Annotated in this window: 9 protein-coding genes; 5 read left to right on the forward strand and 4 right to left on the reverse strand. The window is 61.3% G+C overall.

Features of this window, described 5'->3' with window-relative positions; translation table 11 throughout:
* Positions 1-27: 27 nt before the first annotated feature.
* Entirely contained in the window at positions 28-1,902 is a 1,875-nt protein-coding gene (locus M5B97_RS07370) for a GGDEF and EAL domain-containing protein (RefSeq protein ID WP_248731146.1), read from the reverse strand.
* A 253-nt stretch (positions 1,903-2,155) separates the two neighbouring features.
* On the opposite strand from M5B97_RS07370, the gene M5B97_RS07375 reads away from it, so the two are divergent.
* From M5B97_RS07375 to M5B97_RS07385, 3 genes are read left to right on the forward strand one after another with little or no spacing between them, the layout of a single operon-like run.
* Positions 2,156-3,469 carry an HD domain-containing phosphohydrolase gene (locus M5B97_RS07375; RefSeq protein ID WP_134658391.1) on the forward strand — a complete coding sequence of 438 codons (1,314 nt, stop codon included), beginning with the start codon at positions 2,156-2,158 and terminating at the stop codon, positions 3,467-3,469.
* Positions 3,466-3,876, forward strand: a complete 411-nt coding sequence (locus M5B97_RS07380) for an NUDIX domain-containing protein (protein ID WP_134658390.1) — start codon at positions 3,466-3,468, stop codon at positions 3,874-3,876. The genes M5B97_RS07375 and M5B97_RS07380 overlap by 4 nt, the downstream gene beginning before the upstream one ends.
* Positions 3,873-4,379, forward strand: a complete 507-nt coding sequence (locus M5B97_RS07385) for a GNAT family N-acetyltransferase (RefSeq protein WP_248731147.1) — start codon at positions 3,873-3,875, stop codon at positions 4,377-4,379. Before M5B97_RS07380 ends, M5B97_RS07385 begins: the two co-directional genes overlap by 4 nt.
* A gap of 49 nt (positions 4,380-4,428) precedes the next feature.
* On the opposite strand, the gene metR is transcribed toward M5B97_RS07385, so the two are convergent.
* Complete coding sequence (gene metR, locus M5B97_RS07390) at positions 4,429-5,346, reverse strand: transcriptional regulator MetR (protein WP_248731148.1); 918 nt, start codon at positions 5,344-5,346, stop codon at positions 4,429-4,431.
* Between the two features lie 87 nt (positions 5,347-5,433).
* Positions 5,434-11,049: a DUF6543 domain-containing protein gene (locus M5B97_RS07395; RefSeq protein ID WP_248731149.1), complete on the reverse strand. Its 5,616-nt coding sequence runs from the start codon at positions 11,047-11,049 to the stop codon at positions 5,434-5,436.
* A 199-nt stretch (positions 11,050-11,248) separates the two neighbouring features.
* On the opposite strand from M5B97_RS07395, the gene M5B97_RS07400 reads away from it, so the two are divergent.
* The gene (locus M5B97_RS07400; RefSeq protein WP_248731253.1) at positions 11,249-12,268 is read left to right on the forward strand and encodes an alpha/beta hydrolase; all 1,020 of its coding nucleotides are present in this window, start codon (positions 11,249-11,251) and stop codon (positions 12,266-12,268) included.
* 67 nt (positions 12,269-12,335) lie between these two features.
* Complete coding sequence (locus M5B97_RS07405; RefSeq protein ID WP_248731150.1) at positions 12,336-12,989, forward strand: DsbA family oxidoreductase; 654 nt, start codon at positions 12,336-12,338, stop codon at positions 12,987-12,989.
* Positions 12,990-12,992: 3 nt separating this feature from the next.
* Here M5B97_RS07405 and M5B97_RS07410 read toward each other — a convergent pair whose 3' ends face one another.
* Positions 12,993-13,763, reverse strand: coding sequence for a MipA/OmpV family protein (locus M5B97_RS07410; RefSeq protein ID WP_134658382.1), 771 nt, complete (start codon positions 13,761-13,763; stop codon positions 12,993-12,995).
* Positions 13,764-13,925 lie beyond the last annotated feature (162 nt).

Below are 13,925 nucleotides of genomic sequence, written 5' to 3' on the forward strand. Positions count from 1 at the left end.
TCTCAAGCGAGCGCTCCTTGCAATCGGCTAATGATCGGGCATCAGGCTGGCTTGGCCCGCCTGCAACAATAATGCGAAATCCTGGGAGGGCACCGCCTTGCTGAACAGGAAGCCCTGGCCTTCCTCGCACCGTTCAGCCTGTAGAAATTTCAGCTGTTCGAGGGACTCTACCCCTTCCGCGATAATGTTCAAATCCAGGCTTTTACCCATGCCGATGATCGCGCTGATCAACTGCGCGTCCTGGTTGTTCACACTCAGGCCGTGAATGAATGACTGGTCGATTTTCAATACATCGATAGGGAAGCGCCGCAGGTAGCTGAGACTGGAGTAACCGGTGCCGAAGTCATCCAGGGCGAGGCGGACACCCATGGCTTTGATCCGGTTCAGCGTAATGACGGTGGCGTCGACGTTCTGCATCAACACGCTTTCGGTGATTTCCAGTTCCAGCTGGGTCGGCGGCAGCCCGGTCTGCTTGAGGATGGCTGCCAGGTTTTCAACGAAGTCACGCTGGCGGAAGTCGATCGACGAGATGTTCACCGACATGCACAGGGGAGGCAGGCCCATCTCACTCCAGGCTTGCGCCTGCTCGCAGGCGCGACGCAACACCCATTGGGTCAGGGGCACAATCAGCCCGCTGTCTTCGGCCACCGGAATGAACTCGGCGGGACCAACCCAGCCCGAGCGCGGCTGAAACCAGCGGATCAACGCTTCGGCGCCGACGATGCGCCCGGACTTCAGGTCAAGTTTGGGTTGGTAATGCAGTACAAACTCATCTCGCTCCAATGCCTGGCGGATCGCACTTTCGAGGCCCTGTTGGTGTTGCGCGTGCAGGTTCATGTCCTCAGTGTAAAAACGGAAGTCGTTCGGACCCTGTTCCTTACTGTTGTGCATGGCGGTTTCAGCATGCTTGATCAACTCCACCGCCGAGCCGCTGTCGTTGGGGTAAACGCTGATGCCCAGGCTGGCGGTGACGCTCAGGTCATGCCCGGCCACATGCCGGGTGACGTTGATAGCATTGAGCAATTTTTGCGCAATATGCTGGGTTTGCTGGAGATGCTGGATATCGTTGAGCAGGATCACAAACTGGTCGGAGCCATACCGGAACACCGAGTCTGATTCCCGCACAGCCTCCATCAGGCTGTGGCTGACCTGTTGAAGCACTTCATCACCCACCGGATAGCCCAAAGCACTGTTGACGCGTTTGAAGCGGTCCAGGCCGATAAAGATCACCGCCAGTTGGGTCTCGTGCCGTCGGCCCAGGGCGATCGCCTGGGACAGACGGTCACCCAACAGCGTGCTGTTGGGCAGGTCGGTAAGAGCGTCGTATTGCAACAGGTGCGAAACCTTGAGCAATTCCTGCACCCGCTCTTCGATGGTGCGCTCCAGGTCGATGACTTTGAGGGCGACGTCTTGGGCCAGTTGCCATTTCCAGGTGAGGGCGCTGGCCATCTGGCGGATTTCCAGGTGATCGAAGGGTTTTTTCAGAATCAGTAATTGGTCGTTGTACTTCAGCCGCGCTTCGATGGCCTCGAAGGAATAGTCCGAATAGGCGGTACACAGCGCGATCTGCAGGTTGGGATCGACGTTCCATAGCTCTTCAATGGTTTGCAGGCCGTCCCAGCCCGGTGGCATGCGCATGTCGATAAACACCATGGCGTAGGGGGATTGCTGCGCCAGGGCCTTGTTCACCAGCTCAAGGGCTTCTTCGCCCTGATAGGCCGAGTCCAGCACAAAGGCCTGGCGCACGGGCGCGGCGGTGCCGAACAGGGTTTCTTCGAGGCTGTCCAGAGACTTCTCACCCTGTGCTTCGGCGCACAGGATCTTGCGGAAATCCTCGTGGATCGAGGCCGTGTCATCGACGATCAGGATGCGACGGTTGGCCCGTCCCGCGTCGATGTTCATGGCGCGCTCCGCACAGGCAAAAGGCTCGATTGCATAATCATTCCTTCCTTGGTTTCACCTATGAGTGGGGTGCCAATTGCTAGAGAAGCATAGTCGAGCTCCCTTGATATCGACGGCCAGTTGGCGTCAAATTACCGCGTTCCCGCACGATGACCTGCAGCAGTAAGTCGGCCTTGCCTACAAGCGAAGGAACAAGGTACGACACGATGGGTTAATTTAGCTCAACTTTGTTTTATTTGAAGGCAGAGTCACCATGGATGAACAACTCGCTACGAAACCCGTCGTTTTGCTGGTCGACGACGAAGAATCGATCCTCAACAGCTTGCGCCGCCTGTTACGCACTCAGTCCTATGAAGTGGTGCTGGCCGGCAGTGGTGCCCAGGCGCTGGAGATCCTGGCAGGCCGGCACGTCGACCTGGTGATGAGCGACGCGCGTATGCCCGGAATGGATGGCGCGCAGCTCCTGGCCGAGGTGCATCGCTTGTATCCCGCCACCAGTCGCATCCTGTTGACGGGTTACGCTGACGTGACAACCATCATCAAGGCGATCAACGAAGGCCAGATTCATCGCTACATCAGCAAACCCTGGAATGACGACGAGTTGCAGCTGGTCCTGAGCCAATGCCTCGAGCACCAGCGCCTGGAACGCCTGACCCGGGAGCAGAATGACCAGCTCAAAGTGCTTAACAGCACGCTGGAAAAACGCGTGGCGGCGCGCACTTCCGAGCTGCAACAGACCGCCGACATGCTCGACCTGGCCTACGAAGAGCTCAAGCGCAGCTACGTGACGGGCACTGAAGTGTTCTCGCTGCTGGCCAACTTGCGCCTGCCCAAGGACAAGCAGACCAACCGCGCCTTGATCGAGCTGATTCGGGTGTACTGCGCCACCCAGGCGATGGATGAAGCCAGTACCCGTGACCTGACGATGGCGGCCGCGCTGTACAACATCGGCAAGCTGAGCTGGAGCGACGGCATGATGGTCGCGCCGTCGGACAAGCTGCACAGCACCGACCGTGCGCTGTATCGCGAGTATCCGACGCAAAGCGAATCGTTGTTGATGACCCTGGAGCCGATGAAGGATGCGGCGCGGATCATTCGTCATCACCAGGAACGCTGGGACGGTACGGGTTTCCCCGACCATCTCAAGGAAGAGGCGATTCCATTTGGCTCGCGCCTGCTGAAGCTGGCGGTGGACTTCATCGAGCTACAGAAGGGCTTGATCCTTGAGCGGTATTTGAACAGCGACGAAGCGCTGCTGTATATCCGCAAGTACGCCGGGCGCCTGTACGACCCCGCGTTGGTGGAAGACTTCATTCAAGCCTGCGCCGCTTTCTTAAGCGATGTGACGTTGGGCGACCCTCGCGTCAAAGTCCTTTCCACCCGAGAGCTGGAAGCCGGCATGGTCCTGGCGCGCAACCTCAATGCTGACAACGGCATGTTGCTGCTCAACGCCGGCAAGGTATTGAACCTGCCGCTGGTGGACAAGCTGATCGCGTTCGAAGCGATGGAAGGCGCGAAGTACAGCGTATTTATCAAACTCCCCGAAGAGACCCCGATTCTTTCATGAGCATTTCAACGATCCGCATTGCCGCCGCCCTCCTGATCGGCCGCGACGGCCAGACCCTGCTGGTGCGCAAGCGCGGCACCCAGGCGTTCATGCAACCGGGCGGCAAGATCGATGCCGGTGAACAACCCGCCCAGGCCCTGGCTCGCGAGCTGCACGAAGAACTCAACCTGCACATCGATCCAGGCCAGGCCATTTACCTGGGCCAGTTCTCGGCCCCAGCCGCCAACGAGCCGGGTTTTACCGTGCACGCCGAGTTGTTCCAGGTGCACATCGATGGCGCGGTGCTGCCAGCTGCGGAAATCGAGGAAGTGCGCTGGATCGACCCCATGGGCGACGGCGGCCTGCACTTGGCGCCACTGACGCGTGACCTGATCCTGCCGTTCTATCGCCAGTCGCTGACGGCGTGATGATCCGTACGCTGGTGGCCGGCGACGCCGCAGCGTATCGCGCGTTGATGCTTGAGGCCTATGGCACCTACCCACAGGCGTTCACCTCCAGCGTGGCCGAGCGTGCAGCAATGTCGTTGAGCTGGTGGGAACAGCGCGTGGCCGGCTCGCTGGATCGTTTGCTCGGTGCGTTCGCGGGCGAGGAACTGGCCGGGATCGTCGGCCTTGCGTTCGAGCCTCGCGAGAAGGCCAGGCACAAAGTGACCTTGTTCGGTATGTACGTGACCGAGGCGCATCAGCAGAAGGGGCTTGGCCGCCAGCTGGTGGAAGCGGCGCTGGATGAAGCGCGCCGCCAGCCGGGCCTCAAAGTGATTCAACTGACCGTCACCGCCGGCAACGACGCGGCCTTCGCGTTGTACCAGCGCTGCGGGTTTATCCAATACGGCCTGGAGCCGTTGGCGGTGCGGGTGGGCATCGAGTATTTCGACAAAATCCACATGTGGCGTGAATTGAAAGGTCAGTGATATCCCCTGTGGGAGGTAGCAAGCCCGTTGCACAGTTTTTTCGCGTCGTTTATCGAACGGCGCTGACGCCATCCAGCGTAGAAAACGACGTGTCCTTGGCCGTCAGCAAGAAGTCGCGCATGTAGGGCGCGTCCAGCATGTCGGCGCGAATGCCTGCATACAGCGTCGCAAACAAACCTTTCTCGCCCAGGCGCTTGGCCTTCACGTAACCCCGCGAGCTGTATTCATGCAGCGCCCAATGGGGCATGCCGCATACACCACGGCCGCTGGCCACCAGTTGCATCATCATTACCGTCAGTTCCGAGGTGCGTACCTGGGCTGGTTCGACGTCGGCGGGTTCGAGGAAGCGGGTGAAGATGTCCAGGCGGTCACGCTCCACCGGGTAGGTGATCAGGGTTTCGCTGAGCAGGTCTTCCGGCATGATGTAGGACTTGTTCGCCAGCGCATGCTGGTTGGCGACCGCCAGCATGGCTTCGTAGGTGAACAGTGGTACATAGGTGATGCCTGGCAGTTCCAGCGGGTCGGACGTCACCACCAGATCCAGATCACCCCGGGCGAGGGCCGGCAGCGGGGCGAAGGCGAAGCCCGAGGCCAGATCCAGCTCGACTTCCGGCCAGGCGTCGCGGAACTGGTCGATGGTCGGCATCAGCCATTGAAAGCAACTGTGGCACTCGATTGCCATATGCAAGCGCCCGGCGGTGCCGCCTGCCAACCGTGCGATATCGCGCTCGGCCCCGCGCAACAAGGGCAGGGTGGCGTCGGCCAATTGCAGCAGGCGCAAGCCGGCGCTGGTGAAGCGCAACGGCTTGGTCTTGCGCACAAACAGCGGCATGCCCAGGCGCTCTTCCAGCTCCTTGAATTGGTGGGACAGCGCAGACTGCGTCAGGTGCAGGCGCTCGGCGGCTTCCACCAGGCTGTCGGCTTCGCGCAAAGCGTGCAGGGTCTTGAGGTGACGAATTTCCAGCACCAGGAGGGCTCCATGAGTAAAACTTGCTGACACGTTAGTTAAGTTGAGTTTGTCTCATGTTCCCTTCCCGGACAAGCCGGTGTGCCGTTACGACTGGGATGGGCCTTGCCACGCCGCCTGGAAATGCTGCCTTGCCAGCGGTCTATTGATGTCGCCCCTCCAGATCGATGCCACGTCGCCCGTTGCACTGTCGCGGGCTTGAGCGTGTTGCCATTTCAGCCCCAGACGACGCTGGGCGGGCAGTTTAAGGTGGCCTTTGACAAAGAGGTCGAGCTGGCTGGGCGTAGCCGATTCGTAGTGAAAGTGCGCGTACCACAATGGCTTGGGCGTAGCCTGGCGGACATCGCGGATTTCATATTCCTGCATGAAGTCCGGCCTGCCATCCTGGCGCTTCCCCAGGTCCTCCATGGCGCCTATCTTGCGGATCTCGACAAGCGGCTTGTTATCCAACTGCTGACTGAGCAAATAGTCCAGGTAGCCCTCAGTGGGTGTCTGGCTGTTGATTGACTGGTTGATCCGTAACCGCCGGCCTTGTTCGCGCAGTTCGGTGGCCGCTTGGCGCAATTGCCGGACCAATGCTGCATCCCCCGCCAATTCCCCGATGTGACGGGCCTGCAGGTCGAGGGTGTCTGCCTCGCTGGTCATCATGAACTCAAGATCCGGTGGGAGCATGTTCTGGCGGTTGTAGCCGTCGACTCGCGCCTTGTGGGCGGCAAGGTTCTGCAAACGGCTTCTGGCGTCCTGGGTCAAGGCGTTCAGGTCGCGGGCGGTGGGTTGCCAAGGGGTTAGGCTCACTTCGCCCACGCGGCGGAATTTGCCGTCGCTGCCCTGTTCCCAGACATGCTCCTCGCCCCGTTTACCTGTGAGGGTGTAGCGTTGTTTTTGGGCGGCTGAAGTGTTATCGGCTTCACCAATCAGCAGCAGGTTGTCGTCGGTCTCGAATACCCGTTTGCCAGGTGTGCCCGAAACCTTGGACGTGATGGTGGTCATGGCTTTTTCAGCACGTACTCGCAGGGCGGCGAGTTGGTGGTGCATCTGCGCGACATAGGTGTCATCAAATAACTGCGGTGCACCGGCCATCCAACTGTTCAGTTGGCGCTGATAGGTTTCATAGGTGTTGATGCAGTGCTGCAATATTCGATTGCGCTGGCCAGGATTGGGGCTTGCCTCCAGCAGATGACGTTGCAGGTACAGCGCCCGGATCAAGGCGTTCTCGGCGTTTTTCAGCGGAGCCTGCAGGTAGTGCCAGGCGATGTCGTGGCCGGGCTTGCGATGCGCGATGAGGTCAGTCAATGCCTCGGTCTTGAAGCGTGCGCGTTCAAGTTCGGAATAATGACGGTTGATGACCTCGGCAGCGGTGGCCAGGTTTTTTCGATTGGTTGCAGGGACCAGGGGCAGCCATTGGTTCATCAGTTCAACCGCAGCGTCGATGCGCTGGTAGCAGTCAAATGTCTGGATATGCAGGCCGCGAATCTGTGCCCTGAGGGCTTGCCTGTCGGACACCTGTTCAAAGGGCAGGGCCTGAAGGCGGGTGTCGAGGACGGCGGCTTCATCGGCGTATTTCAGGACTTGTTGCAGGCCAACCTTCACCTGCAGTTGCGTGCACAGGCACACGTTATCGGCGACGCCGCCGCGGGCGTTTCTCAACATGTGGCTGCGGTTTCCCCGCAAATAGCGTGAGAGTGCTACCAGTTCCTCATCCATTTTCAGGGCCTGTGCGGTGAGGTTGCCCGTCGCGCGTTCTAGCTCCGGGATTACGGAGAGATCATCGGCCTGGTAGCGCGGCAGCAGTCGATTGACCTCTGCGCCGCTGGCGTCTATGGACTGCAACGCCGTGCCGATCCGCGACGTCAACCTGCGCTGCTGGCGCAAGGCATGATCGGTCCACCAGCGCGGCAGCCATTGGCGAATCATCGCCGGCCACAGCGGGTCCAGGCGGTCGGCCACGGCACCCATCACATTGCCGCCCCCCGGTAGCCCGCCATCCACCAAGGTGCCGTAGAGGGCGCCATGGGTATCCCATTGGCCGGTGTCGTCCAGCCCGATGGGCTGCTTGTAGGATTTTTTACGGGTGCCGCTGAGTCGCAGGGTTTGGTAAGCCTTGTCGAACTCTACCTGGAAGATCTGGCCCTGGTTGAGGATGAAATCGCCCGCGGGGTGGCGATAGACCTGCCGGTAAATGCCCTGCTTGTCCGGCTGCAGGCCCGCCAGTGAAAGCGGTTTTTCATACGCATATCCGTCGAACCGAGCCAGGATGCTTGCTCGGCTGTGCGATGCCAGGGAGCGCCATGCGCCGTGACTGACGTGGGCTTGTGCCGATTGCCGCAAGCGCATCAACTGGCGCGCCGCATCGGCCCGCACCGCAGGTACGGCGGCCATCGGCACACTATCCATGGCGGCGAACAACAGGCACTCGAACACCGACGCCAGTTGTTCAATGCCGGCGTGCGTTTCACCCTGGCGCAGCGCGTCGACGGCGCCGGCCAGTTGGGTGACGCCATCGATCAGCGACACCGCCGTGCCGACAAAAGGCACGAACCCCAAGGCGATCTTGATCCCATTGAACAGGTGCCCGCTGCGCAGCGCGTAGCGTTCCAGCGCAAGGTTCTCGTTGGAGCGGGCGTCATTGCGGTTGGCCTCAATCAGCCGCCCCATGTGCGCATCCAACAGATGCGCCGACAGTGAGGTGGTGACCGGCCAGCGTTCGCCCACGCCGATCATGGCCGTGAAGAGTTTTTGCCGGGCCTGGTCGATCCGGCGGATGTGCGCACGCACATCGCCCGTGATGGCGCGGCCGGCGACGTACTGCACCATCTTGTCCAGTCGGCATAGATCGAACAGGCCTTTGCGAGCCTGGTCCAGGCTGTCATAGCGCCGTAAAAAACGTTCGTCGGGCGCGTCGGGCAGGTACAGCAAGGTCAGCCCGCGGGCTTCATCGTGAATGAACGTGATTCCCGACAACGTGATTCTCTGCTCGCCACGGGTATCACGCCCTCCCGTCAAGAGATGCGCCGGTAGCAGGCGGATGCGCCGTGTCCCTGAGTCCCAGGCCGTGGCCGTGGCGGCATCGATGGCGATGTCGAGCAGTTGCAGTTCCGCGTCCGTCAGTTGGTTTTGCAGCCGTGCGTAGCGCCCTTGCAACTGCAAGAGCAGGCGCCAGGGTTTGATCAGCACTTCGCGGCGGTATTGCTGTTCAAAGGTCGACTCTTCCGGGTGACCCCGGAACGTGGCGTAGATATGTTCTTCGTATTTCTTCGCCAGGTTGAGGTCCCGCACCATAGCGCTCAGGTAGCCGGCGGTGAGCCCGGCCTGCAACGCTTGACCTTCCTCGGGGGCGTCGCTGGTCACTTTTACCTGCATAGAACCCAGGCGCAGGCTCATTGCGCTGTCGATGTTGGCCAATGCCAGTTGTTCCAGGGACAGGCTGCTGCGTTGGCGACTGGGGACATCTACCAGGCGCGTCGGCGTGCCGCCGATATTGCCGCCGGGGACGATGTCGCGTTGCTGTTGTACCGAATCCGGCAGATCCACGGAGACCGAAAACCCTTGCTCAAGGGCGAAATCCTTGCGCACACGCGCATCGATATGCCGCCGTACAAAGTCGTCTCGCGCGGGCAATGACTGGTCGAACAACGCTTGCGCACGTTCGATGGCCGGCGGGTAAGCCTGCATCAGCGGTTTCAGGCCTGCACGTTGCTCGGCTGTCTGGCTGCGCAGCCACTGTGGGAGCTGTTCGGCCAGGTGGGCGCCGTTGTCTTGTTCGAGTACCTGCAGGCAGGCCAGGTCCCGGGCTTCATGCACCGGCACCCGCAGGTTCTGGAGTGTCTGCAGGCGCAGTTTTTCCAGTTCGGCGGCACGTCGGCGGCCGTCGGGTGGTGCGGGATAATCGGCGCGTATCTGCGCGGCCTGTTCCTCGAACGCGACATGCTGCAGGTTGAGGCTGTAGTCGAGCGGGTCGGCGGTCAGTTCCTTGAACTGCACGGAAAGCGCCTGCTCCTCGGGCATCAGGCGTAATACCGAGGAGGCCAGGGCCTGGCGCGATTCGAACCGCTGCAGGCCGCCTGCGGTGCCAGGCCAGTACAACAACAGGCTGTGAAGGGCCTCGGGTGCGTCGGCCAGTGCGAGCGCGGAGGTAATGACCAGCGGGCCTTTGAGTTCGGTGGTGGTGACGGTGGTCGTGGCATTGCGCTGGCGGGTGATCGACAGCCGCAGCGAAGCGACGCACGCCTGCTCGTTGCGCGAAGCGCGCAACGGCTGGTCGAGCACCGTTTCCAGGCGGGTCAGTTCGTGCTGGTTAATCTGCTCCAGGTTCCGTTGCAGCCTGGCCTCGGCTCTCAAACCTTCGCGCCTGGCGGTGTACAGCGCTGTGTATTGGGTGTTGAGGGTCGTGGTGTCCAGCGGCCGCCTGCCCAGCATCGCCACAGCGGCGGCGACTGCCGCCAATTGCTGGGTATGCAGCTCGGCACGTGCTTGCCTGAAGGCGTTCAGGCGCGGCTCATCGCCTTGCAAGGCTTCGATGGCGATGCGTTGTCGCCGGATCATCGCTCGGCGATGGCCGGGGTCAAGGTCGGCGCCCAGCCAGCCGAAGGGCGGTGGTGAGTCCAGTTCGACTTCTTCGGCCGCCGGGGCTTGCCAGGGCGGCGCGGCAGAGAACAGAGGGCGCGTGCGTCGTTGCTGGTCCAGTTCGTCACTGTGCAGCAGTGCCAGAGGGGCGCCCTCGCGAAAAACCGGGTGATCGGGTGCGGTGCCCAGGCTCTGCCATTGAGTATCGACCAGCCATGCCAGCCATTGCTCGATGCCGTTGGTCAAGGGCTGCGTCTGTAGGGGGTAATGAAGGGTCGCCAAGGGATCTTCGACACCGAACAGTTCGCGTTGGTGGCCCAGTACCCAACCCTCCATCCCGGCACGTTGGCTGAAAACCTGCCAGGCCGGCTGATGAAACGGCACGTATAAAAGCTGGCTGACTGGCTGTTCCCCATCCAGGGTGACCACCCAGCCACCCGGCAGTGCATGCGGGCTGCCGTCGGCAAGTTTGAGCATCAGTTGTTCGGTGAATATTCTCTGGCCGTTCACTGACGGTACGTCCTGCGTCGGCTCAAGCAGTACGAACAGTGGCGTGAGCGGGGTGGCCCGCCCAATGTCCTGGGCCTTGAGCCACAAGCCCGTCGCCTCGAAATGCTCGCGATACAACTGTGCGGCGCGTTGGCGTCGGCTGACCGGAGTCTGCGGTGCCCGGCCCGCCCAATAGCGGTTCCAGGCCAGAGAGAGGGCGGCCCTGATATCCAGCTTACGGACCTGGTCCAGCAGTTGCGGTGCCGTCAGCGTGGCCAGTCGATGGCCGGCGGGTAGCTGCAGTACCTGCACATCGCTCAGCGTCGCGGTGTCCGTGGCAGGGTATTTGAGCAGAAACGCACAAGCCTCAGTCAGGGAGCAGCGGCTGGCCAGGTACTCGCCTATGGGCGGGCTTCGCAGCCCCACCTGGTTACCGTCCAGGTCCAGTTGTTGCTTGAGCGTGGCATTGATGGTCGCTCTCAGTGTCGGCGCATTGGTCATCAGTTCGAGCATGTCTCTACGGCAGTCAAGCAAGCGTTGCTCGGCGTGCAGCAGCAGGTTCTCGTCCTGGTTCAACGCCAGGGCCGTATGCGAAGGGGTAAAGTTCGGCAATGACAGTTCAGCAAATGCTGACGCAGGCAGGTCGGGCATGATGGGGCTTCCTTGGGCAAAAGGCCGATGGTTTCCGGCATCCGCCCATTGAACGCACCTGCGCCGGCGAGGTGGCGCTACATGTGTAGACCTGACCGCTGGGCACTCTTCATCAAACTGTCATGGAACTGTGGCAGCGCGCTTGAACAAACTTCATCAGACTCGCGCTCTACTGGGGTTCTGCGTTTCGGTGTTTTTCATGCGCGTGTTTTTTCTACTGGCCGCTCTATTGTTCGGCCTGCCGTCTTTTGCGGCTTCTCGATGTGATGTCAATGTCCCGACCCAAATGGTCGACCTGGAAAAAGTCAGCATCGCCTACCAGAGTATCGGCCGTGCGTCCGATCCTGCGTTGCTGCTGGTGATGGGCCTGGGCGGGCAGTTGATCCACTGGCCGGACGAAGTGGTGGTCGCCCTGTGTCAGCAGGGCTTCCGGGTGATTCGCTACGACAACCGTGATGTCGGCCTGTCCACCTGGCGTCAGGCTCCGGCCAGCGCCAACCTGACCTTCGAAGTGCTGCGCTACAAGCTTGGCCTGCCGGTGGCGGCGCCTTATACGCTGACGGATATGGCCGATGATGCGCTGGGTTTGATGGATGCCTTGCAGATCCGGCAATTCCACGTACTGGGCGCGAGTATGGGCGGCATGATCGCCCAGCACCTGGCGGCCATGGCGCCGCAGCGGGTAGAAAGCCTGACGTTGGTGATGACCAGTTCCGGCGCCGAAGGCCTGCCGGCGCCAAGTGCGGCGCTGGTGCAATTGCTGTCGCGGCGCAGCGCGCCCAATCGCGAGGTGGCGCTGGAGCAGCAAGCGGATTTACTGGCGGCCCTGGGCAGCCCGCAAGTGAAGGATGATCGTCAGGTATTACTGCAGCAGGCGGCGCTGTCCTATGACCGTGCGTTCAACCCGGATGGCGTGAAGCGCCAGATTATGGCAATCCTCGCCGAGCCCAGCCGCGTGCCGTTACTCAACCAACTGCGGGTACCGACACTGGTCGTGCATGGCACCGCTGATCCACTGTTGCCGGTGATGCACGGCGTGCACCTGGCCGCGCATATCCAGGGCAGCCAACTGAAACTGATTCCGGGCATGGCCCATCGCTTCCAGGAAGCCTTCAAGGCACCGTTGCTGACGGCGGTGCTGCCGTACCTGCAAGCCCATCGCGAAGATGCCGCGCACTGGGCACGGATCGACCCGGGTGAGGCTTCGAAGGTGCTGTGAACTTGGTGTATCGTGCAACCTTTACGGCGCGTCAGCGCCAACAAGAACGCCTGCGAGGTTGCCTGCCATGAGTACTCCCCTGAAAATCGATTTCGTCAGCGACGTGTCTTGCCCCTGGTGCATCATTGGTCTGCGCGGCTTGACCGAAGCGCTCGATCAACTGGGCAGCGAGGTGCAGGCCGAGATTCATTTCCAGCCGTTCGAACTCAACCCGAACATGCCCGCCGGCGGTCAAAACATCGTTGAGCACATCAGCGAAAAATATGGTTCTACCGCTGAGCAATCCCAGGCCAACCGTGAACGCATCCGCGACATGGGCGCGGCGTTGGGCTTCGCCTTCCGCACCGATGGCCAGAGCCGCATCTACAACACCTTCGACGCCCATCGCCTGTTGCATTGGGCCGGATTGGAAGGTTTGCAGTACAACCTCAAGGAAGCGCTGTTCAAGACCTATTTCAGCGACGGCCAGGACCCGTCCGACCACGCGACCCTGGCGATCGTCGCTGAAAGCGTCGGGCTGGACATCAAGCGCGCGGCCCAGATCCTGGCCAGCGACGAGTACGCCGCCGAGGTGCGCGAGCAGGAGCAATTGTGGGTGTCCCGTGGCGTGACCTCGGTACCGACCATCGTGTTCAACGACCAGTACGCGGTCAGCGGTGGCCAGCCGGCGGAAGCCTTCATCGGGGCCATTGGTCAGATCATCAGCGAAGCGAAAGGCTGAGCCTCAGTCAAACTTGTAGCTGATCGCCGTCTGCACCTGGCCCTGGTTCACGTCACCGGTTTTCTTGACGATGCTGCTGTTGGCCGCCGAACCGACCAGGTGCGTCCAACTGGCGCTGGTCATTAACGACCAATGACTCGCCAGCGGGAACTCAAAGCTTTGGGTCAACGTCAGGTTCTGGAAGCCGGCGCCGGCGTTGTAGGCGCGAATACCTGAGGCGGCGGATTCCTTGGCGTCGACGCCGAAGAAGGCCTGGGTCTGGCGGGCGTCGGCAAAGTACGCCATCAGGCCCGTGCTGCCGATGATGTTGCCACCCAGCGGGTAACCCAGTTCGCCACCGAGTTTGCCCAGCATGCCGGTTCGATTGCGTGCGCCGCCGACGGCTTGGCCGACTTGGGTGTAGACGCGCCAGAAATCGGCCGGGGCGTATTGGATGAAGCCACCGACCTCGGCCATGTCCGGCACATCACGCAAGCCGCGCAACGAACCGTTGGCAGTGCGGCCCTGCAGGTAATTGATATAGGGACCGGCGGTAAATCCGTTGGTATTGAGTGCGCTCCAGGTCAGGCCGTCGTCCGTACCCAGGCTGACATTGCCCCAATCCAGGTCCAGGTAGGGCACCGGCTTGACTTCGTAGCTGCTGGCGGTGGGGTCGCGGGGCTGATAGCTGACACCGGCACCCACCTGCCCGGTGATACCGGCGGCCCACACGGTGCTGGAAACGCCCAGCAAACCGAGCAGGCCGGTGAGTACAGTGCAAGTGACTTTGAACATTAAGCGAATTCCTTACAGGACTGGCGCGCATTCACGCGCGAAGGGTGCCCGCCGCGCAAGCACTCATCTTGTTTGTAGCAAGCTACAAAAATTGTAGCTTGCTCGACACATATAACCACACGTCTCAGCCAAAACCCCAGCCCCGCTGGCTTTCAGCCAGTT

It is taken from the genome of Pseudomonas sp. MWU13-2517 (genome assembly GCF_023242545.1).
Classification (GTDB): domain Bacteria; phylum Pseudomonadota; class Gammaproteobacteria; order Pseudomonadales; family Pseudomonadaceae; genus Aquipseudomonas.

Bases quoted from the DNA above. Each gene is read 5' to 3' on its own strand.
- M5B97_RS07370 (WP_248731146.1), bottom strand. From the start codon at position 1,902: ATGAACATCGACGCGGGACGGGCCAACCGTCGCATCCTGATCGTCGAT.
- M5B97_RS07375 (WP_134658391.1), top strand. From the start codon at position 2,156: ATGGATGAACAACTCGCTACGAAACCCGTCGTTTTGCTGGTCGACGAC.
- M5B97_RS07380 (WP_134658390.1), top strand. From the start codon at position 3,466: ATGAGCATTTCAACGATCCGCATTGCCGCCGCCCTCCTGATCGGCCGC.
- M5B97_RS07395 (WP_248731149.1), bottom strand. From the start codon at position 11,049: ATGCCCGACCTGCCTGCGTCAGCATTTGCTGAACTGTCATTGCCGAAC.
- M5B97_RS07400 (WP_248731253.1), top strand. From the start codon at position 11,249: ATGCGCGTGTTTTTTCTACTGGCCGCTCTATTGTTCGGCCTGCCGTCT.
- M5B97_RS07405 (WP_248731150.1), top strand. From the start codon at position 12,336: ATGAGTACTCCCCTGAAAATCGATTTCGTCAGCGACGTGTCTTGCCCC.
- M5B97_RS07410 (WP_134658382.1), bottom strand. From the start codon at position 13,763: ATGTTCAAAGTCACTTGCACTGTACTCACCGGCCTGCTCGGTTTGCTG.